This window comes from Xenorhabdus sp. PB30.3 (genome assembly GCF_963895965.1).
Classification (GTDB): Bacteria; Pseudomonadota; Gammaproteobacteria; order Enterobacterales; family Enterobacteriaceae; genus Xenorhabdus; species Xenorhabdus stockiae.
Map to the genome: position 1 here is coordinate 1 of NZ_CAWQMW010000150.1, position 22,911 is coordinate 22,911.

A 22,911-nucleotide genomic window follows, 5' to 3' on the forward strand; every position below is an offset into this window, starting at 1 on the left:
TGGCTTCATATATTCAGGTATTGGACGAATGATTTTCTCACCTGTCTTGCTATTTTCTTTTGGGACAGTCCATAACATAGAATTCAAATTCCATTCTGAACATTTAGATAATCTAATCTCTCTCGTCCGGCAACCAAATATAATCAAAATTTTCAATAAATTATTATAATAGGGCAGGTAGCTTCCTGATCTTATAGATTCCCATAATTGACCAAGTTCATTATCTTCTAAATAACGCTGGCCTTTAGTTTGTTTTTTTCCGACATCAGAAATAGTCAAATCATCCAATACATGGCTAATTGCATATCTTCTTACACGGCAAAATTTTAGAGCTTGTTTGCATAATTGAAGCATCCCGCCAGCAGCTACAGGAGCTTCCTTTTTCATTTTATCAAAGCATTGTAGCCAATATGTTATTTCACAGTCAGATAATGCCATTTCACCAATATAGAGATAAATATGCTTTTCTAATTGGCGAATGAGGGCATCAATATTGGCTCGATTGTCTCTGCCATAGTGTTCAATCCAATACTCAATGGCGTCTTTTACGGTGACTGGTTTTAATGATTCCTGCATCGTTAAATTAAATTGCAGCTTTGGATCTTTACCGGATGCCAACCAGTTACGGCATTTATCCCGTGTTTCACGGGCTTGCTTGAGGGGCATATCAGGGTAGCGCCCAATGGTGAGACGATTTAACTTTTTTCCATCAAGTCGGTAGGTAAAGACCCAGCTAATACCACCAACTTTAGAGGCTTTTGCACTCAATCCAGCGCCATCGGCAAAAAATTCAATCTTATTCCTTTCTTTTCCGTGTAGGGTTTTAAGTTTTTTATCACTGAGCTTGTTTAATTCGGCAGCCATGATCATTAAAGATATTTATATAATTGTTTATACATAGTGTGCTGCAAGAGAGGTAAAACGTCAATAAGCACTGGAACAATATACAGGTAGGTAAATAATTAATCATTTGATTTTAAAATAAAAACAATAATCATAGACAAACATCGAAACATTAAACTAATATATATTAGCTATATTCATTTCTGCTTTCATTCTGGTTAGTTTATGGCTATAGGCAGTATACCTGTTAGTATCAATGAACGCATTTTCATATTGATTCCGAAATGAAAGTAGTGATTATTGACATTAAACTGATTGCTTATTAAACAGGCTGGCTAACTATGGAAATTAGGGTATTTCGGCAAGAAGATTTTGAAGCCGTTATCACACTTTGGGAGCGTTGTGATCTGATTAATCCCGGTGATGATCCGGAACTCGATATTGAGCGTAAATTAACTCATGATGCTGATTTATTTCTGGTTGCCGAAGTGGCGGGAGAAGTTGTTGGGACTGTAATGGGTGGCTACGATGGGCATCGTGGTCATGTTTATTATTTAGGTGTTCACCCCGAATACAGAGGGAGAGGTATTGCTAATGCATTGGTTTCCCGTCTTGAGAAAAAATTATTAGCGAGAGGTTGCCCTAGTATTCTAATTATGGTCCCAGAAGAGAATGATGCCACCATTTGTATGTGTGAAAAAATGGAATATGATTATTGGGGACAGGAACATACTGTCTTTAATAAGCGTCTGATTATTGATTGAATATTTAAGGTAAATGGCTGAGAAATATTATGTTGTTCGGCCATGAGCTGTACCTTTATATAAAAAACTCAATAATTTCCTCGCTGTTTTTTTTATCACATGATGAAGTTTGAATTTATATTTACTTTCTGCAATGAGGTTTTTTGATATTAAATAATTTTTACGTTCAATTTCTGGCGTAATCAAAATCTGAATTTTTCCATTGCTATCTTTAAGGAAATAATAATGATATTTAATTGGTAATTCAGGTTTTTTTATTAAGATACGCCAGTTGATTAAAGGAAGATTACAGACTTTATTATCCTTTATATTCCCGGGTGTCTTTTCACTTTCCTGAATTATAATGTCTTTTTTTATATCATTTGTTAGATATAGCATTTGAGGTATTGCTGTTTTTGTCATATCCCTTGTTGTTACAAAACTGTTTGTTACAGTAGGGATATCCAGAAAATCAATAAATGTTGGGATCATTGCCGCCACCACGCACTTTCACCATTGGTTTATATTTATTCCATAATCCGATATGATATCTATCTATTTGTAAATAATTGCTCAATGGACTTATAAAACTGTATTTTTATCTGTCTTTTTATATACCTCTGTATTAAGGAGGTTATTCACTCTTAACTTGCTGTTTTTGAATGATATCAATAATAAGATGTTAGGATAGACAAAGGTAATGAATTGTAATGAAAAGATATTTTTTATTTAGCCTGTTATTTAAAAAAAGAATTATGGCGTTCAGTGGCCTGATAGGTAGTTCATTGTTATTAACTGCCTGTGCAGGAACATCTGGGCTTTCATGGTCTTCCCTGTCTCCTTTAAATTGGTTTAGCCGTACTCTGGAGGTATCTGAACAGGGGGTAGGGGAAATCAATAAACAAACAGATATGAAATTATCTGCCATTCAGCAGGGGTTGGATAACAGATATCGCCTGCGTAGTGGTATGGAGATGAAAAATGGCAAATTTTTCAGTGTAATACAGGGTATAGAGGGAGATCAGGTCAGAATTGAATTATCGGGTCTGAATCATGGAAAGGTGGCTCATATTATCATTCTGGATGAAGGGATTAAGACCACTTGGGGAACAAAAATAGGTACATCTTTCTCTACGCTGTATGACAAAGCTTATGGTGCCTGCCAGCGTTCCGACGACATAATAACTACGCAGCAGGAGATTGTCTGTGTTGCTCCCCAAAGCCGAAATATCAGTTACGTATTTACGGGAACATGGAATGGTTCGGAAGAATTGCTCCCTCCTGATGATGTGCTGAAAACATGGAACATTTCCCGCATTATCTGGAAAGCCAACTAAAAGATATATCTAATAAATTTCAAATTATTGTGGCGGCAAGGGAGCGCTGCCAATAAAGAGATAATTTGAACGATGGAGGTTATACAGGAAATATTTTAATCAAGTCAATATTCCGGTCGACAAAATCAGCTCCAGTATGTCAGGTGTTAATTCTCCCAGCCCTCAGTTAATAACCCTTTATTTTTTATAGCTTATCTCGTTTCATCATTTCTCATAAAAATTCGGTATATAAAACAGGAGGTAGTTAACTATCCTGTTATAAATATTCTGGATACAGTATGGATAAATTATTGTTAAAAACAGTCATTAAAAAATTCTTGCTGAATAGCTTGATGGGTAAGGTTTGAATGAAGCTTGTGGTCGAGTTACTGGGTAATTCTGATAAAAATTTACTTCAACACTGGCAATGTGTGGGAGCAGCTTTGAGAAATGGGTGCCAATAATGTTTGTTGCATCCAGTAAACGAGTATTACCCGGATTTGGACTGAGTCTGGGTTGTAGCCTGCTTTATACTTGCCTGATCCTGCTATTGCCGCTAAGCGCATTAGTCATACAGCTTTCCAGCATGACATGGGAACAATATTGGCAGGTCATTGCGAATCCACAGGTTGTCGCAGCTTATCAGGTGACTTTATTGGCGGCGGCTGTCGCCAGCTTATTCAATATGTTTTTTGGAATGCTAATGGCGTGGATACTTACCCGCTATCGTTTTCCGGGGCGCAATCTGCTTGATGGATTAATGGATTTACCCTTTGCATTACCAACAGCAGTCGCTGGGCTGACTCTGGCAACTCTGTTTTCTACAACCGGATGGTATGGTTCTTGGCTTGCTCATTTTGATATTAAAGTCGCCAATACCTGGCTGGGGATTGCGGTTGCGATGGCATTTACCAGCCTGCCTTTTGTTGTTCGTACCGTTCAGCCGGTACTCGAAGAATTAGGCCCTGAATATGAAGAAGCTGCTCAGACATTAGGGGCGAGTCGCTGGCAGACTTTTCGGCGGGTTATTTTGCAGGAAGTCTCTCCTGCATTGATAGCAGGCACAGTGCTCTCTTTCACTCGTAGTCTGGGAGAATTCGGCGCAGTTATTTTTATTGCGGGTAATATTGCGTGGCAAACCGAAGTAGCTTCCCTGATGATTTTCGTCCGGTTGCAGGAGTTTGATTATCCCGCTGCCAGCGCGATTGCTTCAGTTATTCTTGCGGTATCACTGTTATTGCTGTTTAGCGTTAACTTATTACAAAGTCGCTTTGGTAAGCGGATCGGGGGACGTTAGTGGCTGATTTTTCTGAATACACGCAGATGATGCGTCCCTCAATAAACTGGGGGAAATGGTTCCTGATTGGGGCGGGAGTGGTTATTTCCATCCTGTTTCTGGTCATTCCGATAGCGTGGATTTTTCTGACTGCTTTTTCACAGGGAATCGATATTCTCACCCAGAATCTTGTTGACCCCGATATGCTCCATGCTATTTGGCTGACTGTCTTGATCGCGCTTATTACAGTTCCTATTAATCTGGTTTTTGGAGTAGTCACTGCATGGCTGGTAACCCGCTTCCAATTTCCCGGCAGACAATTGTTGCTGACATTAATTGATATTCCATTCGCCGTTTCACCTGTTGTGGCTGGGTTGCTTTATCTGCTGTTTTACGGTGCTAACGGTTGGGTGGGGGAATGGCTGGGAGACTATGACATCCAGCTAATGTTTTCATGGCCGGGTATGGTTCTGGTCACGGTATTTGTTACATGCCCATTCGTTGTCCGTGAATTGGTGCCGGTAATGCTGAGTCAGGGCAGTCAGGAGGATGAAGCGGCAATATTATTAGGGGCTTCTGGCTGGCAAATGTTCTGGCGTGTGACATTGCCGAATATTCGTTGGGCATTGCTGTATGGCATTGTTTTAACTAATGCCCGGGCAATTGGTGAATTTGGTGCGGTATCTGTGGTATCCGGCGCAATCAGAGGGGAAACATATACTTTACCTTTGCAGGTTGAACTGCTTTATCAGGATTACAACACTGTTGGTGCATTTGTGGCGGCGGCTTTATTGGCAGTTATGGCGATTATTACCCTGATTGTTAAAAGTGCCTTGCAGTTGCGTTTGAGTCATTTGAATCGCCAGTAAATGAAGGTCGGGAGCAGGATATGAGTATTGAAATCAGCAAAATCAGTAAATCTTTTGGTCGTGTTCAGATACTGAATGATATATCACTGAATATTGAATCTGGTGAAATGGTTGCTTTGCTTGGCCCATCCGGCTCCGGCAAGACGACTTTACTGAGGATTATTGCCGGACTTGAACAACAGAGTGCGGGGCAACTTAAGTTTCACGGTAAGGATGTCAGTCAGGTACATGCAAAAGATCGGCAAGTTGGTTTTGTTTTTCAGCATTATGCTCTGTTTCGTCATATGAGCGTGTTTGATAACGTTGCTTTTGGCTTAACTGTACTTCCCCGGCGCCAGCGACCTGAACGAGAGGCACTGCGTCGCAAGGTCATGTCGTTACTTGATATGGTGCAATTATCCCACCTTGTAGATCGCTATCCGTCACAGCTTTCTGGTGGACAGAAACAGCGAGTGGCTTTGGCAAGGGCACTCGCTGTTGAACCTCAGATCCTCTTACTGGATGAGCCATTTGGTGCTCTGGATGCGCAGGTTCGAATGGAATTACGCCGTTGGTTACGCCAGCTTCATGAAGAATTGCAATTTACCAGTGTGTTTGTCACTCATGATCAGGAAGAGGCAATGGAAGTTGCTGATCGGATTGTAGTGATGAACCAAGGTGCTATCGAGCAGGTTGGCACGCCACAGCAGGTATGGAAAGAGCCGGAAAGCCGTTTTGTGATGGAATTCATGGGCGAAGTGAATCAGTTACATGGTGAGATTAAAGGCTCTCAGTTGTGGGTTGGCGGAAAAACTTTTCCACTGGAGGTGGCACCATTGCATCAGGGAAGTGTTGATGTATTCTTGCGACCGTGGGAGATGGACCTCAGTAAACAACAAACATCATCCTGCCCTTTGCCTGTTAAAGTGACGGAAGTTAATCCACGAGGGCATTTTTCGCTGTTGTCTGTCCAGCCTGTTGGTTGGGGAGACGAGAGTTTATCGGTTATCTGGTCGGATAGCTCATCAATTCCAGTTCGTGGCAGCCAGTATTTTATGGGAGGCAAAGGTGCCCGCCTGTATGAAGGAAATTCACCATTAAAAGTATTAAAACTCGCTGAATCTGCTTAATTTTTCATTATTCTCATAACCCCTGGGTTTCCCCTGCTTTCTACAAGAAAACAGGGGTTTTTTATTTAGAGCTTGCGACAGTTTTCTGAATACGATTATTCTGTTGCCTATTCTCATATGTGATTCAGGTAATGCAGTGGCAAGCTTAGAAAATTTTATCGGTAATACTCCGTTGGTGAAATTACAACGAGTTACTGAAAGTATTGATGCAGAAATTTGGGTGAAACTTGAGGGCAATAATCCTGCTGGCTCTGTAAAAGACAGGGCCGCTCTCTCAATGATCCAACAAGCCGAACTACGGGGAGAAATTTCACCGGGAGATGTCCTGATTGAAGCCACGAGTGGTAATACGGGCATTGCATTGGCTATGATTGCAGCAGTAAAAGGTTATCGGCTTAAGCTACTGATGCCTGAAAATATGAGCCTTGAACGTCAGGCATCAATGCGGGCTTATGGCGCTGAATTAATTTTAGTCAGTAAAGAACTGGGTATGGAAGGCGCCAGAGATTTAGCACAGCAAATGGAGCTGAATGGCGAAGGAAAGGTGCTTGATCAATTTAATAATACAGATAATTCGCTGGCACACTTCAAGACAACAGGCCCGGAAATTTGGCAGCAAACGCAAGGGCGTATTACCCATTTTGTCTCCAGTATGGGCACAACCGGCACTATTACCGGAGTGAGCCGTTACCTGAAATTTCAGTCGGATAATATACAAACCATAGGATTACAGCCGGCAGAAAACAGTCATATTCCCGGTATTCGGCGCTGGTCACCAGCATATATGCCCGGAATTTACCAAAAAGATCTGGTGGATCAAATACTGGATATTACTCAGAGTGAGGCGGAAACGATGATGCGGTTGCTGGCACAGAAAGAGGGTATTTTCTGTGGGGTTAGCTCCGGCGGAGCCGTTTCCGGAGCGTTACGTATCGCGGCTGAAAATCCGGGAGCCGTGATTGCGGTAATTATTTGTGATCGCGGCGATAGATATTTATCTACAGGCGTTTTTAATTAACTTTTTTATTTACTGAATCTAACTTAGTGAGTAAAGGTTATGTCCTTATTTTCAAAAACGATCACTGACTATTGGCAGTCTTCATTATTAAATGGAGAAATTATTTATAGTGATGATGTTCTTACTGTCGCTATTAATGCAAGACTGGCAGAGGAGGAGCGTGTGATGGTGCTGGAAACTATTGATGGTCAAGTTATATCAGTGATGACTCCAGCACTGGCTGAAAAAGCAGGGCTTTATCATCAGGACGAAATGTCTGAATCCACTTTTCGCCAGAAATTACATGAAGCAGCTATTACTCTCCATGGTGCAGATTATATTTTTTATTTTTCAGAAGAAGAAAAGAAAAAATTATTGCAGGAAAATATTGGTAGTACGTTACGTCAGCTAGTGGAAAAAGAAGATGGAGAGGTTTTCTCAACGTTTCAGTCTGCTGCTTCTGAGGAGGATTTGGATAATGCTTATGTTGAGCTGGATCACTGGGCTGTGTTCGGCTCTTTTGAACAAGACGATCTGATTTGTGCTGCCAGTATGTACCCGTGGGACGATGCGCTTATTGCTGATATGGGGGTTCTGACTTTAGAACCTTTCAGAGGAAAGGGCCATGCCAGACAAGTTGTACGTGCAATCAGTAAATATGCTTATATTCAGGGATATGAGCCTCAATACCGATGCCAGATTGATAATTTTGCGTCTTCGGCATTGGCAAAGTCTGTGGGATTGATGTTGTTTGGCAAATGGGAAATGGTTTCTCCTGATTCAATTAACTAATAAAGAAATCGCCTCTGTTTTATCATTTAACCCGATAAAACAGAGGCGACCCATAACAGCTTACCAGTGATGTATTCAGCTACTTCTTAATTCGCATGATAACAGATTCACCAACGACCACTGATCCACTGACTTTAGATAATTCTTTGATTTCATCCATGTTAGAGATAACAACAGGAGTTAAGGTTGACTTGGCTCTTTCTTCCAGAAACGCTAAATCAAACTCTAAAACCAAATCACCTTTCTGTACCCGCTGGCCCTCTTCGGCAATCCGTTTAAAGCCTTCACCTTTCAGTTCAACGGTATCAATACCGAAGTGAACGAAAAGCTCTATCCCGTTATCAGATTCGATGGAAAAAGCGTGATTAGTTTCGAAGATTTTACCAATGGTGCCATCAACAGGGGAGACAATCTTATTACCTGTAGGCTTGATAGCGATACCATCACCTACAATTTTTTCCGCAAAAACAACATCCGGAACATCTTCGATATTAACTATCTCACCTGATAATGGGGCGATAATTTCAATACTGCCGCTGTTCTTTTTATCATCTGAAACTAATGATTTCAGTTTATCAAGCAGACCCATAAATCTTCTCCTAATTGTTTTAATGGGACCGTGTACTGGCTAAGGTGCTGTCTTGGTCAATTGACTTAGCAGAGTGTTTTTTCTCTGATAAAAGTATCAACCAATTCCATCAACTCCTGTGCAGTTGGCTGAGTTAAAGCTTGTTCTGCTAGCGCTTTTGCATCACCGTAATTCGCATTACGAATGATTTTCTTGATGCCTGGAATGGATATTGCACTCATACTGAATTCATCCAGCCCCATGCCCAGAAGCAATAGTGTAGCACGCTCATCTCCAGCCAGCTCACCGCACATGCCCGTCCATTTACCCTCTGCATGTGAGGCGTCAATTACCTGTTTGATCAGGTTCAACACTGCTGGCGACATTGGATTATAGAGATGAGAAATCAGCTCATTACCACGGTCTACCGCAAGAGTATACTGAGTTAGATCGTTTGTCCCAATACTAAAAAAGTCAACTTCTTTTGCAAGATGTTTAGCAATGGTTGCAGCAGCAGGCGTTTCTACCATGATACCGACTTCAATCGATTCATCGAACGCCTTATTTTCATTACGTAGCTGATCTTTAAGCATCAACAGCTCTGTTTTCAGTTCCCGAATTTCTTCAACAGAAATGATCATTGGGAACATGATTCGGAGTTTACCAAATGCAGAAGCTCGCAGAATAGCACGTAACTGAGAATGTAATATTTCTTTGCGATCCAGGCAAATACGGATTGCACGCCAGCCAAGGAACGGGTTCTCTTCTTTGGGCAGATTCATATAAGGCAGTTCTTTATCACCGCCGATATCCATAGTACGGATAATAACAGCCTGATTACCAACGGATTCGGCAACAGCCTTATAGGCTTCAAACTGTTCTTCTTCAGTTGGCAGAGAATCGCGATCCATAAACAGGAATTCGGTACGGTACAAGCCGACACCTTCTGCCCCATTGCGTTCTGCGCCTGCAATATCACGCACTGTGCCGATATTGGCGCAAACTTCTACCTGATGACCATCCAGCGTAATGGCTGGTAAATCCTTCAGTTTTGCTAATTCGGTTTTTTCTGACAGATATTCGTTTTTGATTTTTTTGAGTTGTTCAATTTCAGTGTCAGATGGATCTATATAGATATGATTATTAACAGCATCCAGAATAAGGTAGCTGCCATTTTTAATCTGAGTTGTTGCGTTGGTTGTCCCGACAATCGCAGGCAGTTCCAGAGAACGCGCCATAATTGAAGTGTGAGATGTCCGGCCACCTAAATCTGTAATGAACCCCAGCACTTTATCCAGATTGAGCTGTGCGGTTTCTGAAGGTGTCAGGTCATTTGCGACCAGAATAACTTCTTCTGCAATGGAGCCTAAGTCAATAATCGGCATACCCAGAATATTTTTCAGCAGGCGTTTACCAATATCACGAACATCAGCAGCACGCTCTTTTAAATACTCATCATCCAGCTCTTCCAGTGCCTTGGCCTGATCTTCGATAACAGAGTGGACGGCGGCATCTGCTGTAGCCAGATTTTTCTTTATCAGCGTAATAATTTCTTGTTCCAGCTCCTCATCTTCCAGCAACATGATGTGGCCTTCGAAGATTTCGGCTTTTTCTGCACCCAGATTTTTTTCGGCTGTATTTTTGATGACTTCTAACTGATCAGAGGCTTTATCCCGGCCTTGTTTAAAGCGGGAGATCTCTTGTTCGACCTGTTCAGGAGTAATTTTTTTATGATTGATTATGATGGGGTCTTCTTTCAGCAATAATGCCTTACCGAAAGCAATACCTGGTGATACTAAGATGCCTGAAATCATACTATATGACCTTAACTGCGGGTGATTATATTTCATTGCGCCTTCAGAGGCAGGCTCTAAATATCCCCAGATTTTGTACTCCGGGGATGGTACTGGATGAAATAGACTGGCTTTATATACTCGTTGTCTTTCTAGTTGGCTCTTTTTTGGTTGTACTTACTATTTGGTTGTACTTACTATAGACACCGTTTTTATAAGAATACGGTGCTCTGTACCCCAAAGGTTAGCTCCCTTGCCATCATGATGCCACTTGAAATCCATTGAGCATGAGTGAGTGATTATTCCAGTTCACCCATCAGTTTCACTAAATGTTCAACTGCTTGTTGTTCATCTTCACCTTCAGCAGAGATTGTAACAACAGTTCCTTGAGTCAGTCCCAGCGTTTGCAATTTAAACAGACTTTTCGCACTGGCTGATTTGCCGCCAGAAGTAAGAGTAATATCGGAAGAAAAACCCTTCGCTTCTTTAACAAACTGTGCAGCAGGGCGAGTGTGAAGGCCATTTGGTGCAGTAATAGTAACTTCTTGCTGGAACATAGTATTTCCTCAATAACTTAAATTTTCGTTGGTAAGCCAAGAGAATACTAAAACTAGTTTAGCTGGATTAATCCTGACTTGTACAACCGTTAAATTAATAATGATAAATGCCTTTAGTCTTTCAGGTCATTTTTTAGCGGCTTTATGCATTTGCAGCCTTGATACAGCACGAAATCCATAGGTATAAAATGCATTAAATCATTATCAAAAAATTAACATATTTGATGCCACTCTATTGTTGACTGGATGTTAATACACACTAACCCAATATGAGTTGAACCAAACAAGATTCTTTATGGCAGTCTTACGATTAATTTCGTGCATCAAAATAATTACTGGTTAAATACTAAAGCTGTCTGAATAAATCATCTAAGAAAGTTTTAAACTTTGATCTGATGCACAAAAAAGCACCCTTGAGGTGCTTTTTTGTCAATAAAGTTAAAAAAGGAATGAGGTGAAGATTTAATCGTTGGCTAAATCGGCAAACAGTGCAGTGCTCAGGTAACGTTCAGCAGAAGAAGGCAGAATGACAACAATATTCTTATCCTTGTACTCGTCTTCCTGTGAGAGTTTAATGGCCGCAGCAACTGCAGCACCTGAAGAAATGCCAGAAAGAATGCCTTCTTTTTCAGTGACTTCTCTGGCTGTTTTAATAGCTTCTTCGTTACTGATTTTAAATACACGGTCAACTAATGTTAAATCCAGGTTATCAGGGATGAAACCTGCACCAATCCCCTGAATTTTGTGTGGGCCAGGTTTTAGTTCCTCGCCTGCCAATTTTTGGCTGATTACGGGGGAATCTTCAGGCTCGACGGCAACAATTTTTACTTGCTTACCTTGTGTATTTTTCAGATAGCGGGCAACACCGGTAATAGTGCCTCCTGTACCTACCCCAGCGACAAAGACATCAACATTCCCATCGGTATCTTCCCAAATTTCTGGCCCTGTCGTTTTTTCGTGGATTTCAGGGTTTGCCGGGTTACTGAATTGCTGTAGCAAAACATAGCGTTCAGGCGCACTGTCACGGATTTCATTTGCTTTATCAATAGCACCTTTCATGCCTTTAGCGCCTTCGGTCAGCACTAATTTTGCTCCCAACGCTTTTAGTAGCTTGCGGCGCTCTAAGCTCATGGTTTCCGGCATTGTTAGTGTCAGTTTATAGCCACGAGCCGCAGCGACATAAGCAAGAGCAATACCCGTATTACCACTGGTCGGTTCGATAAGCTCTTTATCCTTTGTCAAAATGCCACGTTTTTCTGCATCCCAAATCATGTTGGCACCGATACGGCATTTCACACTGAAACTTGGATTACGGGACTCTACTTTGGCCAGAATACGACCATTTCCGAAGTTTTTCAGGCGTACCAGTGGAGTGTGACCGATGGTCAACGAATTATCTTCATAAATTTTGCTCATTGTCCGATTGCCCTTAAGATGCTCATGAGTTGTGATTAATTAACCATACGCGAACAGCTTATGAATGGAAATAAAGTTTCAGTCTATTCTTATTATATAAAAGAATATTTAACGATTTCTGATAGCATGCTGAGCACGGTAACGATCAACCCACATAGCTGTAGCACCACAAACTGCAACAGGCATAATGAACAAATTGATGACTGGGATCATCGTTAATATACTTACTGCCGCTCCAAATTGTAGGTTGTCAATTTTGTCCTGTCGTAGGGTATTACGCATACCTATAAAACTGACCTTGTGGTTATCAAAAGGGTAATCGCAATATTGGATAGCCAGCATCCAGGCACTGAAAATAAACCAGAGAACGGGGGCTACAGTTTGCCCAACACCCGGAATAAAATACAATAATAATAGAGCGATAGCGCGAGGGAGGTAGTAGAGGATTTTGACTATCTCACGTTTCAGAATACGGGGAACATCTTTCAGTAAATCAAAAATGCCTGTATCGGGTGCTGGAATGCCGGTTAATTGCGCTTCCAGTTTCTCTGCTAATAATCCGTTAAAGGGTGATGCAATAAAATTTGCCAGTGTGCTGAAAAAATAGGTAAAAATAAGCAAAACAGAAATAACAGCCAGCGGCCATATTAAATAGCTGAGCCATTGCATCCAGTCCGGTACTTTATCTAGCGCCCATTGTATCCAACCATCCATTTTCTGATATAGCCACCAGAAAGCACCACCAATCAATAAAATATTAGCCAGTAAAGGCAATAAAACGAATCTTTTGATGCCCGGGCGGGTTACCAGATGCCAACCCTGTGCAATATAATGAAAACCGCCTAGATGTTTTGGCAATTTTGTCGAATTCGTCATATTTTCTTATTCTCTCCAGAGTGATTGAGACGGTATGATATAGGCAGTATTTTCCACTGACCAGTGGTTTAATGTGTAAAAAACACTCGAAAAAACAGGGGATATCTCTCTTTATGATAAGAAAAGTACGCAGAGGCTTGCACTTGTGCTATTTGACAAATACTCTTATCTAAAGAATATTCAGCCGTGGTGGCAATTAATTTAAACAACAGAGATAGCAATGATGCAGGATTTGCGTCTGATATTAATCGTTGTTGGTGCGATAGCCATAATAGCTTTGCTATTACATGGGTTGTGGACCAGCCGTAAAGAGCGTTCGTCACTCTTTCGTGATCGCCCAGTGAAACGTCGTAAACAGGAGCGTGAGAAAGAGTCAGAGGATAATGATGGCGATGAGCTGTTTAATAATCCGTCAAATTCACCTGTTCAGGAATCAGCGAAATCTCGCCGTGAACATCGTGAAGAGCCGGTTATTGAGCGTAATGCACCTGATTTGTCAGAAGTAACATCGGATAATGGAATCGATCCTTTACTCTCAAAACAACAATCTGAAGCACCAGTGGCAAAAGAGAATGCCATTAATGAAAGCCAGAAAGAATCGCAGCTTGGCCTGTTTGAATCTGCTGAGCAAAATGGTGCGGAAGGTAAGGAAGCGGAGGCTGTCAGCGAGCAGTCTGAGTTGGAAAATGCCGCGAAAACTGAAGCTGAGCAAGCTAAAAAAGAGACTGTGTTGGTACTGCATGTCGCGGCCCATCATGGTCAGGAGCTGAATGGCGAAGTGTTGCTTCAGAGCATTTTACAGTCCGGTTTCCGTTTTGGGGATATGAATATTTTCCACCGCCACCTTAACCCATCGGGTAGTGGTGCAGTACTGTTCAGTCTGGCTAATATGGTTAAGCCAGGGTCATTTGATCCGGAACGTATGACTGATTTCAGTACTCCGGGGATCTCCATGTTTATGCTCGTTCCTTCATATGGTGATTCTAATCAGAATTTTAAACTGATGTTGCAGGCAGCACAGCGTATTGCTTCTGATGTAGGAGGAGTGGTGTTAGATGCCGAGCGTAAGATATTAACACCGCAAATGATTGAGAATTATAAGGCACGTATTCGTAATACACTCAGTGCTCAGGAATAAATTTTCTTTTTAGTATTAAGCCCCCGCTCAGTCGGGGGTTTTTCATGATGCAATGCTTTGATTATAAATGGATTTTATAATGAAGCATCCACATTTCATCCACTTTATGACTGAAATCTTTAGCAAAAGCCCCTCATATTTTGAGGGGCTTCATATAATCCACGTCACGTTTCCTTTTTGACCTTCTGAATCACAGATGAAATGCCACACGCTTTCCTCAGAAAAGCCCGGCTATTCTTCTGGCGGTATGCAATATTCTGAGAACCTTTATCGTTTCCCTATCCTCATCGTAACGGTAGAGCATAATGAAGGGAAAATGCGGGATAACGAGTTTTCTATAACGTTCATCCGGGCTGTTACGTGCCTTTATGCCTGCATATGGGGTCACTTTCAGAAGTTCAGCCATTTCCACGAATTTTGCATCTACCTCATCAGCCAATAACAGCCCAGCCTGCTCAAAGAAGTAGAGATAAATTTGCTCTCGGTCAGTTTGTGCGCTTTCTTCCCATAAAATAGTGATCACTTTATCCCCTGCTCAGCTTAGTACGCAGTAGAGCCATCCGGCGCTGGCTTTCAGCCTCATCAATAAAGTGAGCTGACTCGTTTTCACATTGGTCAATCGCTTTTTCAATTTTCGCTTCTAACCAGTAAGCATGGGTATTTTTTTGATACTCACGTTCTTCATTTGCCAATTCTTCGGCTTTTTGTCTCATTAGCTTTGTTAAGTCTGTTTGCTGACGTTTGGCCGCTTGCATGGCTAAGCGTTTGGTTTCTTCATCAATACGAAAATGAATCGTCTCCATTCATTCCCCCTTAGTTCGCTATCATTTCAAAGTATGTTGTCATTTGTGTTGTCATATTAGCATAGCCGACTAAAACAACAATGTTGTTTTAAAAAAGAACAATCTTGTTGATTAAGTCAATTTAGAAGCAACAACTTGAATAAACGGAAGGGTAATGCAGAAAGCCCCTCAATAATAAGGGGCTAATGATTTTAAGGGCTATCAAAGCACATGACCGTTTGCTGCCCCTTTTCAGGGTGTGGTGGGGCAAATTCAACTAACGTTGGTTTAGCTACCCAACGGACAAACGTTTCATGGCTGACGAACGTGGCACCACAATTGATATTCTGGCACTGGTTATAACGTTCTTTGGTTTCGGTGGTGTGTTCAAAACTGCTGCGTGTGTGGGCCACATGGCCGCAAAGGGGGCATCTCATCATAATGTGAGTACCTCAAAATCAGGAAAGCGCCAGCTGTGTTAGGCGATGGCGCGATTATAACAAATCAGACGCCCATGTCAGCATCTGAGATTTTGACTTCCAGTTCTAAGGCCGAAGTTAATCCACTGTCATTTAAGGTGTGGGTAACAGTGACCAGCGTCCAGTCGGTGCCATCGATTTGCGGTTTAAAGCCGCTGACACTGACTTTCATTTCCGGCATCAATTCCGGCCTGCCCTTCGCCAGTTGGATAGAGAACGAAGCGATACCGCGCTGAATTTTCTCCCACTCGGCTTTGGCTGCGCGTTCAGCATTGGCCTTATTGGCGTAGGTGTGTTTCATGATGAACACATTACCTTCACTGCCGACCAGATAATCCCCCTGTTTTTCTTCTTTTTTCTGCGGTATGGTTTTGCGTTTCCGACGCTTGACCGTTACCGGGGTTTTCTGCTTCGGTTCACGGGTATTCAGCCAGCTGGCCGAGACACCGGTATAAGCGCTACGGTCAGCCAGTGAAAAACGATACCCATCACCGGACTGACGAGTGATGATCACCGTTGGTAATGGGCGGCCACTGACGGTGGTGTTGTTCCCCTGTTGCATAAACAGCAGGTAGCCGTTCTTCACCGTGGCAATCGCCCCTTCCTGTATGGCCAGCCGGGTTAAGAAGCTGCCGTCAGATTCGTTAGTCTGGTCAATGTGGTTTAACGTAATGCCGGCCAGTTGGTTATCGATTTCCGCTTTCAGGTGATTGCGCATGGCGATGGTGCGCACAATGTCACCGAGGGTTTTCTGATGGTAAGAGAATTCCCGGCTAAGATTGAGGCTCGCCCGAAAATCGGCACTACGGGCGCGTACGGTGATTTTATCCGGCGCACCGCTGTATTCGATTTCATCAACAATAAACTGCCCCTTATGGGCGGGTATTTCCCCCTGCCAGCCCAGATGCAAGGATACGGTGTGCCTTGAGCCGTCGATACCAGAAATCGTCATTGACCAGACGGGATACCGCCGCAATCACATCGCTCTGTTGCAATGTGCCTTTCAGGTAGCGGCCATAATGCGCCGGGGTGACATGCAGCCCGCGCGACAGTTTCGCCAGCTCACCATAAATCGGAGACAGGTTGCGCATCTTATAGATAGCTTCTTTATCGCCGTTCGCCTCAGCAATGCACTGATCACAATACTGCTCAAACAGCGTAAAGAACCCGGCAGCAATTTGAGTCGCCAGTTTTTTTAGCGGCTTATTCTGGAGATCAGGCAGACGGTTAAACTGGCTGATTTCGGTAGAAATACGCGCCGTAGTCATCAGCGTGGTGTGAGTAACGAAGAAAAATCAGCATGAAGCTATCAATTGCTGAAAAATTAAAGTTTATGCGTGAAAGTGAAAGGTTAACCAGCCGCCCAGCAGTCGCAAAAATGCTTGGGATAGGTAATGACGCATTGTGGAGATATGAGGTAGGAAAAAGCATTCCAAGTGCTGAGATAGTCATTCGGTTACTTAGTCTTCCTGCATTTGAAAAATATGCGCTTTGGTTTACGACGGGTAAAACAGCACCAGAGTCAGGGCAGGTAGCCCCGGCTCTTTATGACCCTAAAAATTATGAAAATGATGAGAAAAAGCTCGCATGATCTTGCCAATTGCTGAAAGGTTAAAACTGATACGTGAAAGTGAAAGGTTAAGCCGTTCCCAAGCTTCTAAAGAGTGGAAGTTAAAAGAGGATGCTTTATGGAGGTATGAAAATAGCAAGACGATTCCGAATGCTGATGTAATGACCAACATACTTTCTCATCCAAGATTCGAGAAATATTCACTCTGGTTTATTACTGGAAAAACTATGCCAGAAGTAGGACTAATCGCGCCTGCTCTCTATGACGCTAAAAACTATGAAAATAAACAAGAAGAATCGGCATGACACTATCAATTGGTGAAAAAATTTTGCTCATGCGTGAAAGCGAGCGGCTGACAAATAGAAAAGATGCTGCAGATTTAATTGGCATAACAAACAATGCATTATGGCGTTATGAAACTGGTGAAGCTATTCCAAAAGGAGACATGATTATGAAAATCCTTTCGCATCCAAAATTTGAGAAATACATATTGTGGTTTGTAACGGATAAGTCAGCACCAGAAGTAGGGCAAATTGTGCCTGTTCTCTATGACCCTAAAAACTATGAAAATGACCAAGAGAAATCAGCGTGAATCTATCCATCGGTGAAAAGTTATTACTTATAAGAGAAAGTGAAATGCTCTCTAGTAGAGTTGAGACTGCCGAGATACTAGGCATTCCCAGCAATGCTTTATGGCGTTATGAATGCGATGAAACCATACCGAAAGGAGATGTCATTATGAAAATTTTCTCTAACTCCATTTATGAGAAGTACGCACTATGGTTTATCACAGGAAAAGCGATCCCAGAATATGGGCAAATAGAGCCAGTATTATTGAGAAATTATCTAAATAAGAAAATAAAGGAGAAAAATGTATGAGCATCATTGAAAAATTAAAAACAATAGAGTTAGCCGAAAAAATAGACTTATCGCATTTGGTTCAAATGGAATCTACCTTAAGCTGGTTTTCTCTTAGCGCAATACTTAACCAGAAGAAAGTAGGAAAATATACAACATGGTTTGTCACCGGAAAGATTGCCCCTGAAGCTGGTCAGATTTCTCCGGCTATCGCACACAGTGGGCATGCGAAAATAATGTTGTTGTTTTAAGAGACAAAGATTGGTTAACTATTTATCAATACTATGTTTTTTGTACAGAGATAGAAATACCTCGTCTAACTGGAGGGCGCAATTATGGCAATTAAAGCGCTTGAAGGTGGACGTTATAAAGTGGATGTAAGACCGCAGGGCAGATCGGGAAGACGAGTCCAGCGTATATTTAACAAAAAAGCGGATGCAGTTGCATTCGAACGAAACATCTTAGCTAATGCTGATAATCAAGGCTGGAAACCAATAGAAAAGGATTACAGAAAATTATCTGAGCTTTTTGATATTTGGTGGAAATATGAGGGGCATAACTTAATCTGGGGTGTAAAAAGAAGGCAGACTGTGATGAGCATGATCAGGGATATGGATGACCCTCCGGTTTACCAGTTAACTTCCCGCTTCCTAAACGAGTATCGTTCCAGAAGATTATATGAAGGCATAAAAGCATCAACAGTCAATAGAGATATGACAATGCTTGGCGGTATTTCTACTACTCTGATTGAGATAAAGGAATATAAAGGAACTCATCCAATCAAGGGCATGAAACCGCTCAAGGAAAAAACGCCGGAGATGTCTTATCTTACTGAATCAGAGATTGCTGCATTATTGAATTCTATTACTGATGATGCTTGGCGTTTAACGATTCTATGTTTAAACACTGGCGCAAGATGGGGAGAGGTTACTAAGTTAAAGGCGGAAAACATGCTGCATAATCGTGTTACATTTACTGAAACAAAAAATGGTAAACACAGAACTCTCCCTATTTCTGATGAGGTAATGGGGGCAGTTAAGACTAAACAGTCAGGTCTCTTATTTGATGTCAATTATCAATCTTACAGAAAGATGCTGAAAGAGATAAAACCAGACCTGCCTGTTGGTCAAGCAGTGCATGTTTTGCGACACACTTTTGCTGCCCATTTTATGATGAATGGAGGAAATATATTAACCTTACAGAAGATAATGGGGCATGCCAGCATTCAGCAAACTATGACCTACGCGCATTTTGCTCCAGATTATCTATTGGATGCTATTAAGTTTAATCCACTAAGGGGATGTATCCACATTCCATCCACATTATCGGGGAAACATGGGCATCAATAGCACCCCGATAGATTCATAAACTATTGAAACATAAGAGAAGACCTTGTATAAAGGACTGCTTTATCCCCGGCTCAGTCGGGGGTTTTTCATCTCTGGTGAGAAGTCATGAAAAATATTATTCAAAAAATTAACGAACTAAGAACAACATTGCGTCATCATGAGTATTTATACCATGTTATGGATGCACCAGAGATCCCGGATGCGGAATATGATCGCTTAATGCGGGAACTAAAATCACTGGAAGAACAGCACCCGGAACTGATTACTGCGGATTCACCTACCCAGCGGGTCGGAGCAGCGCCATTAACTGCATTTGAGCAGGTGCGTCATGAAATCCCGATGTTATCTCTGGATAATGTTTTTGATCAAGAAAGCTATCTGGCGTTTGATAAACGTGTTCGTGATCGGCTGAAAGACAGTCGTGAACTGGTATTTTGCTGTGAACTCAAACTTGATGGTCTGGCTGTTAGCCTGTTGTATGAAAACGGCGAGTTAGTGCGGGCGGCTACCCGTGGCGATGGTACTACGGGAGAAAATATAACTGCTAATGTTCGTACGATCCGCGCAATTCCCCTGCGTTTGAAAGGAGACAATATTCCAGCCCGTGTTGAGATCCGTGGTGAAGTCTTTATGAAGCAGGCAGGTTTTGAAAAACTCAACGAAGAAGCCCGCCGGACAGGTAATAAAGTATTTGCCAATCCTCGCAATGCCGCAGCCGGATCATTACGCCAACTTGATCCGCGCATTACAGCTAAACGTCCACTGACTTTTTATTGTTATGGTGTTGGCGTTATTGAAGGTGGAGATTCAGAAAACGGGCAGTTGCCAGCAAGCCATTACGGGCGCCTGATGCAATTCAGGCAGTGGGGGCTTCCGGTCAGTGACAAAGTGAAATTATGTCAGGGAACCCAGCAGGTATTGGATTTTTACCGTGAGATAGAGCAACAGCGCCCTGAGCTGGGTTTTGATATTGACGGTGTTGTTATCAAAGTTGACTCCCTTGAACTGCAGGAAGCATTAGGATTTGTAGCCAGAGCACCTCGCTGGGCGACGGCATTCAAGTTTCCGGCACAAGAACAAATAACCATAGTGCGGGATGTTGAATTTCAGGTAGGGCGTACGGGCGCTATTACGCCGGTTGCACGTTTGGAGCCGGTACAGGTTGCAGGTGTAATCGTCAGTAATGCCACTTTGCATAATGCAGATGAAATTGAGCGTCTGGGGCTGCGCATAGGTGATACTGTTGTTATCCGTCGTGCGGGTGACGTTATTCCACAGGTTGTTGGTGTCATTCAGGAAAAAAGACCAACAGAGAGCCAGGAAGTTGTTTTCCCGGAGCATTGCCCTGTTTGTGGCTCTGATATTGAACGTGTTGAAGGAGAAGCGGTAGCACGTTGTACCGGTGGATTATTCTGTGGTGCACAGCGTAAAGAAGCATTAAGGCATTTCGTTTCCCGCCGTGCAATGGATGTGGATGGAATGGGAGAGAAAATTATTGAGCAGCTGGTTGATAAGGAATATGTCAAAACTCCGGCTGATCTTTTCCGTCTTACTGCAGGGAAATTAACGGGTCTTGAGCGTATGGGGCCAAAATCCGCTCAGAATGTGGTGAATGCGCTGGAAAAATCCAAGAAAACAACCTTTGCCCGTTTTATTTATTCACTGGGAATTCGTGAGGTCGGAGAGGCGACGGCTGCTAATTTAGTTGCTCATTTCGGGACATTGGGAAAATTGCGTGTAGCAGATACGCAAGCTTTGATTGCTGTGCAAGATGTGGGAGAAATTGTTGCCAGCCATGTGGTTAATTTCTTTAATGAACCACATAATCAGGCAGTCATTGATGATCTCGTTAATAATATTGGTATCCACTGGGAATCGGTAGAAGTACCACAAGCCGCAGATATTGATAGCCCATTTGCTGGTAAGACTGTGGTGTTGACTGGATCATTAAGTCGTTTATCCCGGGATGAGGCTAAAGACAAACTGGCTGCTTTGGGAGCTAAAGTTACAGGCAGTGTTTCCAAAAAAACCGATCTGGTGATTGCTGGTGAAGCAGCCGGTTCCAAATTAGCGAAAGCTACAGAGTTAGGGATAGCTGTAATTGATGAAGAAGAAATGCTTCGTCTTTTAGGTGAGTAATAAGTAGGGACGTAATCTTCAGAAAGGCGCTATTGAGGTTTCAGTAGCGCCTATACTTTGCATACATGATAGCCATGTTCTGGTTAAAAGTGTGATCCGGTTTGCTAAATTTAGGTTTTGTTGCCTCTTGTATAATAAATTAATGTGATAATTATCACGATTTATTATCGTATATTACGAAATACGGTTATAAATTTGCACCTCGTCAGATTTGGAGTTCCTTTTATGTCTCATATTTTTCATTTTGTCCTCGCCTTAGTGCTCATTGGTGGCCTGGCTATTTTGGCGAGTAATAACCGGAAGGATATAAGGGTCCGGTATATTATTCAGTTACTTGTTATTGAACTTGTTCTGGCGTGGTTTTTCCTGAATTCGAATGCCGGATTAGGGATCGTCAAAGGGTTTGATAATCTGTTTGTTCACTTGCTGTCTTATGCCGCAGAAGGTACTAACTTTGTTTTCAGTGGTATGATTGACGCAAAACTGGCGTTTTTCTTCCTGAACGTACTTTGTCCTATCATCTTTATTTCCGCCCTGATTGGTATTTTGCAGCACATTAAAATTCTGCCGATTGTGATCCGTGCTATTGGTACTGTGCTCTCCAAAGTGAATGGCATGGGGAAACTAGAATCTTTCAATGCAGTCAGTTCATTGATTCTGGGGCAGTCAGAGAATTTCATCGCTTATAAAGATGTATTGGACAAAATGTCTGAACGCCGGATGTACACCATGGCTGCAACCGCGATGTCTACAGTATCTATGTCCATTGTGGGTGCTTATATGACGATGCTGGATGCAAAATATGTGGTTGCAGCTCTGATACTTAATATGTTCAGCACCTTTATCGTTTTGTCTCTCATCAACCCTTATTCTGTTAAAAGTGAAGGGGATATTCATATGAGCAACTTGCATGAAGGGCAAAGTTTCTTTGAAATGCTCGGTGAATATATTCTGGCGGGTTTCAAAGTTGCATTGATCGTATCGGCCATGCTGATTGGTTTTATTGCTCTGATTGCGGCTATCAATGCTGTCTTTGATATGATATTTGGCATTACCTTTCAGGAATGTTTAGGCTATGTTTTCTATCCGTTTGCCTGGATTATTGGTATTCCTGCTGATGAGGCACTGAAGGTAGGCAGCATCATGGCGACCAAGCTGGTTTCTAATGAATTTGTCGCTATGCAGGGTTTACAGGAAATTGCCGGGCAATTGAGTGAGCGTTCAAAAGGGATTCTGTCGGTATTTTTAGTTTCTTTTGCTAACTTCTCCTCTATCGGAATTGTCGCCGGAGCTATCAAGGGCTTGAATGAAAAACAGGGAAATACTGTTGCACGTTTTGGTCTGAAACTGTTGTTTGGTTCAACATTGGTGAGTTTCCTGTCCGCAGCCATCACCGGACTGGTAATGAGTTTTTAAATTCACAGTGACCTGTGTTTCAGAA

General features: G+C 42.2%; 28 protein-coding genes. 16 read left to right on the top strand and 12 right to left on the bottom strand.

All coding sequences use genetic code 11. From position 1 onward, the window contains the following. On the bottom strand, window positions 1-864 hold an 864-nt coding region (locus tag AACX38_RS14405), incomplete at its 3' end, for a tyrosine-type recombinase/integrase (protein ID WP_228864731.1). Between the two features lie 320 nt (window positions 865-1,184). Here AACX38_RS14405 and AACX38_RS14410 point away from each other — a divergent pair. After that, the gene (locus AACX38_RS14410; RefSeq protein ID WP_228864732.1) at window positions 1,185-1,607 is read left to right on the top strand and encodes a GNAT family acetyltransferase; all 423 of its coding nucleotides are present in this window, start codon (window positions 1,185-1,187) and stop codon (window positions 1,605-1,607) included. A 27-nt stretch (window positions 1,608-1,634) separates the two neighbouring features. On the opposite strand, the gene AACX38_RS14415 is transcribed toward AACX38_RS14410, so the two are convergent. Next, window positions 1,635-2,087: a hypothetical protein gene (locus AACX38_RS14415; protein ID WP_228864733.1), complete on the bottom strand. Its 453-nt coding sequence runs from the start codon at window positions 2,085-2,087 to the stop codon at window positions 1,635-1,637. 209 nt (window positions 2,088-2,296) lie between these two features. Between AACX38_RS14415 and AACX38_RS14420 the strand changes: the two genes are divergently transcribed. The 6 genes from AACX38_RS14420 to AACX38_RS14445 all read left to right on the top strand — a co-directional run bounded on the left by AACX38_RS14420 (window position 2,297) and on the right by AACX38_RS14445 (window position 7,945). After that, the gene (locus tag AACX38_RS14420; RefSeq protein ID WP_228864734.1) at window positions 2,297-2,923 is read left to right on the top strand and encodes an RpoE-regulated lipoprotein; all 627 of its coding nucleotides are present in this window, start codon (window positions 2,297-2,299) and stop codon (window positions 2,921-2,923) included. 442 nt (window positions 2,924-3,365) lie between these two features. Further along, window positions 3,366-4,199 carry a sulfate/thiosulfate ABC transporter permease CysT gene (gene cysT / locus AACX38_RS14425; protein WP_099122886.1) on the top strand — a complete coding sequence of 278 codons (834 nt, stop codon included), beginning with the start codon at window positions 3,366-3,368 and terminating at the stop codon, window positions 4,197-4,199. Continuing rightward, window positions 4,199-5,047, top strand: coding sequence for a sulfate/thiosulfate ABC transporter permease CysW (cysW, locus tag AACX38_RS14430; RefSeq protein ID WP_228864736.1), 849 nt, complete (start codon window positions 4,199-4,201; stop codon window positions 5,045-5,047). Before cysT ends, cysW begins: the two co-directional genes overlap by 1 nt. 20 nt (window positions 5,048-5,067) lie before the next feature. Further along, window positions 5,068-6,156 carry a sulfate/thiosulfate ABC transporter ATP-binding protein CysA gene (gene cysA, locus AACX38_RS14435; protein WP_228864738.1) on the top strand — a complete coding sequence of 363 codons (1,089 nt, stop codon included), beginning with the start codon at window positions 5,068-5,070 and terminating at the stop codon, window positions 6,154-6,156. Between the two features lie 136 nt (window positions 6,157-6,292). After that, on the top strand, window positions 6,293-7,174 hold the full coding sequence (cysM, locus tag AACX38_RS14440; RefSeq protein WP_099122883.1) for a cysteine synthase CysM: 882 nt from the start codon (window positions 6,293-6,295) through the stop codon (window positions 7,172-7,174). Window positions 7,175-7,213: 39 nt separating this feature from the next. Further along, the gene (locus tag AACX38_RS14445; RefSeq protein ID WP_228864740.1) at window positions 7,214-7,945 is read left to right on the top strand and encodes a GNAT family N-acetyltransferase; all 732 of its coding nucleotides are present in this window, start codon (window positions 7,214-7,216) and stop codon (window positions 7,943-7,945) included. Between the two features lie 79 nt (window positions 7,946-8,024). Here AACX38_RS14445 and crr read toward each other — a convergent pair whose 3' ends face one another. The 5 genes from crr to cysZ form a co-directional block, all read right to left on the bottom strand. Beyond that, window positions 8,025-8,534: a PTS glucose transporter subunit IIA gene (gene crr / locus AACX38_RS14450; RefSeq protein WP_099110538.1), complete on the bottom strand. Its 510-nt coding sequence runs from the start codon at window positions 8,532-8,534 to the stop codon at window positions 8,025-8,027. Window positions 8,535-8,599: 65 nt separating this feature from the next. After that, window positions 8,600-10,327 carry a phosphoenolpyruvate-protein phosphotransferase PtsI gene (ptsI, locus tag AACX38_RS14455; RefSeq protein ID WP_228864741.1) on the bottom strand — a complete coding sequence of 576 codons (1,728 nt, stop codon included), beginning with the start codon at window positions 10,325-10,327 and terminating at the stop codon, window positions 8,600-8,602. A gap of 278 nt (window positions 10,328-10,605) precedes the next feature. After that, window positions 10,606-10,863 carry a phosphocarrier protein Hpr gene (gene ptsH, locus AACX38_RS14460; protein ID WP_038262654.1) on the bottom strand — a complete coding sequence of 86 codons (258 nt, stop codon included), beginning with the start codon at window positions 10,861-10,863 and terminating at the stop codon, window positions 10,606-10,608. A gap of 462 nt (window positions 10,864-11,325) precedes the next feature. Further along, window positions 11,326-12,279 carry a cysteine synthase A gene (cysK, locus tag AACX38_RS14465; protein ID WP_228864742.1) on the bottom strand — a complete coding sequence of 318 codons (954 nt, stop codon included), beginning with the start codon at window positions 12,277-12,279 and terminating at the stop codon, window positions 11,326-11,328. A 108-nt stretch (window positions 12,280-12,387) separates the two neighbouring features. Beyond that, window positions 12,388-13,155 carry a sulfate transporter CysZ gene (gene cysZ / locus AACX38_RS14470; protein ID WP_228864743.1) on the bottom strand — a complete coding sequence of 256 codons (768 nt, stop codon included), beginning with the start codon at window positions 13,153-13,155 and terminating at the stop codon, window positions 12,388-12,390. A gap of 220 nt (window positions 13,156-13,375) precedes the next feature. Here cysZ and zipA point away from each other — a divergent pair, with 220 nt between their 5' ends. Beyond that, window positions 13,376-14,293, top strand: a complete 918-nt coding sequence (gene zipA / locus AACX38_RS14475) for a cell division protein ZipA (RefSeq protein WP_228864744.1) — start codon at window positions 13,376-13,378, stop codon at window positions 14,291-14,293. 217 nt (window positions 14,294-14,510) lie between these two features. Here the strand turns inward: zipA and AACX38_RS14480 are convergent, their stop codons facing one another. The 5 genes from AACX38_RS14480 to AACX38_RS14500 form a co-directional block, all read right to left on the bottom strand. Continuing rightward, window positions 14,511-14,816 (bottom strand): type II toxin-antitoxin system RelE/ParE family toxin, encoded by a 306-nt coding sequence (locus AACX38_RS14480; RefSeq protein WP_099122877.1) that lies wholly within the window; start codon window positions 14,814-14,816, stop codon window positions 14,511-14,513. Window position 14,817: 1 nt separating this feature from the next. Next, window positions 14,818-15,096: a damage-inducible protein J gene (locus tag AACX38_RS14485; RefSeq protein WP_228864745.1), complete on the bottom strand. Its 279-nt coding sequence runs from the start codon at window positions 15,094-15,096 to the stop codon at window positions 14,818-14,820. A gap of 191 nt (window positions 15,097-15,287) precedes the next feature. Then, the gene (locus AACX38_RS14490) at window positions 15,288-15,515 is read right to left on the bottom strand and encodes an ogr/Delta-like zinc finger family protein (protein ID WP_099124817.1); all 228 of its coding nucleotides are present in this window, start codon (window positions 15,513-15,515) and stop codon (window positions 15,288-15,290) included. Window positions 15,516-15,579: 64 nt separating this feature from the next. Continuing rightward, window positions 15,580-16,506, bottom strand: a complete 927-nt coding sequence (locus tag AACX38_RS14495; protein WP_228864746.1) for a contractile injection system protein, VgrG/Pvc8 family — start codon at window positions 16,504-16,506, stop codon at window positions 15,580-15,582. After that, window positions 16,427-16,822 (bottom strand): replication endonuclease, encoded by a 396-nt coding sequence (locus tag AACX38_RS14500; RefSeq protein ID WP_228864747.1) that lies wholly within the window; start codon window positions 16,820-16,822, stop codon window positions 16,427-16,429. The genes AACX38_RS14495 and AACX38_RS14500 overlap by 80 nt, the downstream gene beginning before the upstream one ends. A gap of 32 nt (window positions 16,823-16,854) precedes the next feature. Here AACX38_RS14500 and AACX38_RS14505 point away from each other — a divergent pair, with 32 nt between their 5' ends. The 8 genes from AACX38_RS14505 (at window position 16,855) to AACX38_RS14540 (ending at window position 22,886) form a co-directional block, all read left to right on the top strand. Beyond that, on the top strand, window positions 16,855-17,145 hold the full coding sequence (locus AACX38_RS14505; RefSeq protein WP_228864748.1) for a helix-turn-helix domain-containing protein: 291 nt from the start codon (window positions 16,855-16,857) through the stop codon (window positions 17,143-17,145). Next, on the top strand, window positions 17,142-17,429 hold the full coding sequence (locus AACX38_RS14510) for a helix-turn-helix domain-containing protein (RefSeq protein WP_228864749.1): 288 nt from the start codon (window positions 17,142-17,144) through the stop codon (window positions 17,427-17,429). Before AACX38_RS14505 ends, AACX38_RS14510 begins: the two co-directional genes overlap by 4 nt. Continuing rightward, window positions 17,426-17,716: a helix-turn-helix domain-containing protein gene (locus AACX38_RS14515; RefSeq protein WP_228864750.1), complete on the top strand. Its 291-nt coding sequence runs from the start codon at window positions 17,426-17,428 to the stop codon at window positions 17,714-17,716. The genes AACX38_RS14510 and AACX38_RS14515 overlap by 4 nt, the downstream gene beginning before the upstream one ends. After that, the gene (locus AACX38_RS14520; protein WP_228864751.1) at window positions 17,713-18,003 is read left to right on the top strand and encodes a helix-turn-helix domain-containing protein; all 291 of its coding nucleotides are present in this window, start codon (window positions 17,713-17,715) and stop codon (window positions 18,001-18,003) included. The genes AACX38_RS14515 and AACX38_RS14520 overlap by 4 nt, the downstream gene beginning before the upstream one ends. After that, entirely contained in the window at window positions 18,000-18,233 is a 234-nt protein-coding gene (locus AACX38_RS14525; protein ID WP_228864753.1) for a transcriptional regulator, read from the top strand. The genes AACX38_RS14520 and AACX38_RS14525 overlap by 4 nt, the downstream gene beginning before the upstream one ends. Window positions 18,234-18,317: 84 nt before the next feature. After that, entirely contained in the window at window positions 18,318-19,331 is a 1,014-nt protein-coding gene (locus AACX38_RS14530) for a phage integrase (RefSeq protein ID WP_228864755.1), read from the top strand. Between the two features lie 105 nt (window positions 19,332-19,436). Beyond that, a complete protein-coding gene (gene ligA / locus AACX38_RS14535) occupies window positions 19,437-21,470 on the top strand; it encodes an NAD-dependent DNA ligase LigA (protein WP_228864757.1) in 2,034 nt (677 codons plus the stop codon). 225 nt (window positions 21,471-21,695) lie between these two features. Beyond that, window positions 21,696-22,886: a NupC/NupG family nucleoside CNT transporter gene (locus AACX38_RS14540; protein ID WP_228864758.1), complete on the top strand. Its 1,191-nt coding sequence runs from the start codon at window positions 21,696-21,698 to the stop codon at window positions 22,884-22,886. Window positions 22,887-22,911: the final 25 nt, after the last annotated feature.

Bases quoted from the DNA above. Each gene is read 5' to 3' on its own strand.
- AACX38_RS14410 (WP_228864732.1), top strand. From the start codon at position 1,185: ATGGAAATTAGGGTATTTCGGCAAGAAGATTTTGAAGCCGTTATCACA.
- AACX38_RS14420 (WP_228864734.1), top strand. From the start codon at position 2,297: ATGAAAAGATATTTTTTATTTAGCCTGTTATTTAAAAAAAGAATTATG.
- cysT (WP_099122886.1), top strand. From the start codon at position 3,366: ATGTTTGTTGCATCCAGTAAACGAGTATTACCCGGATTTGGACTGAGT.
- cysA (WP_228864738.1), top strand. From the start codon at position 5,068: ATGAGTATTGAAATCAGCAAAATCAGTAAATCTTTTGGTCGTGTTCAG.
- AACX38_RS14445 (WP_228864740.1), top strand. From the start codon at position 7,214: ATGTCCTTATTTTCAAAAACGATCACTGACTATTGGCAGTCTTCATTA.
- crr (WP_099110538.1), bottom strand. From the start codon at position 8,534: ATGGGTCTGCTTGATAAACTGAAATCATTAGTTTCAGATGATAAAAAG.
- ptsI (WP_228864741.1), bottom strand. From the start codon at position 10,327: ATGATTTCAGGCATCTTAGTATCACCAGGTATTGCTTTCGGTAAGGCA.
- ptsH (WP_038262654.1), bottom strand. From the start codon at position 10,863: ATGTTCCAGCAAGAAGTTACTATTACTGCACCAAATGGCCTTCACACT.
- cysK (WP_228864742.1), bottom strand. From the start codon at position 12,279: ATGAGCAAAATTTATGAAGATAATTCGTTGACCATCGGTCACACTCCA.
- cysZ (WP_228864743.1), bottom strand. From the start codon at position 13,155: ATGACGAATTCGACAAAATTGCCAAAACATCTAGGCGGTTTTCATTAT.
- zipA (WP_228864744.1), top strand. From the start codon at position 13,376: ATGATGCAGGATTTGCGTCTGATATTAATCGTTGTTGGTGCGATAGCC.
- AACX38_RS14485 (WP_228864745.1), bottom strand. From the start codon at position 15,096: ATGGAGACGATTCATTTTCGTATTGATGAAGAAACCAAACGCTTAGCC.
- AACX38_RS14490 (WP_099124817.1), bottom strand. From the start codon at position 15,515: ATGATGAGATGCCCCCTTTGCGGCCATGTGGCCCACACACGCAGCAGT.
- AACX38_RS14495 (WP_228864746.1), bottom strand. From the start codon at position 16,506: ATGACGATTTCTGGTATCGACGGCTCAAGGCACACCGTATCCTTGCAT.
- AACX38_RS14500 (WP_228864747.1), bottom strand. From the start codon at position 16,822: ATGACTACGGCGCGTATTTCTACCGAAATCAGCCAGTTTAACCGTCTG.
- AACX38_RS14505 (WP_228864748.1), top strand. From the start codon at position 16,855: ATGAAGCTATCAATTGCTGAAAAATTAAAGTTTATGCGTGAAAGTGAA.
- AACX38_RS14510 (WP_228864749.1), top strand. From the start codon at position 17,142: ATGATCTTGCCAATTGCTGAAAGGTTAAAACTGATACGTGAAAGTGAA.
- AACX38_RS14515 (WP_228864750.1), top strand. From the start codon at position 17,426: ATGACACTATCAATTGGTGAAAAAATTTTGCTCATGCGTGAAAGCGAG.
- AACX38_RS14525 (WP_228864753.1), top strand. From the start codon at position 18,000: ATGAGCATCATTGAAAAATTAAAAACAATAGAGTTAGCCGAAAAAATA.
- AACX38_RS14530 (WP_228864755.1), top strand. From the start codon at position 18,318: ATGGCAATTAAAGCGCTTGAAGGTGGACGTTATAAAGTGGATGTAAGA.
- ligA (WP_228864757.1), top strand. From the start codon at position 19,437: ATGAAAAATATTATTCAAAAAATTAACGAACTAAGAACAACATTGCGT.
- AACX38_RS14540 (WP_228864758.1), top strand. From the start codon at position 21,696: ATGTCTCATATTTTTCATTTTGTCCTCGCCTTAGTGCTCATTGGTGGC.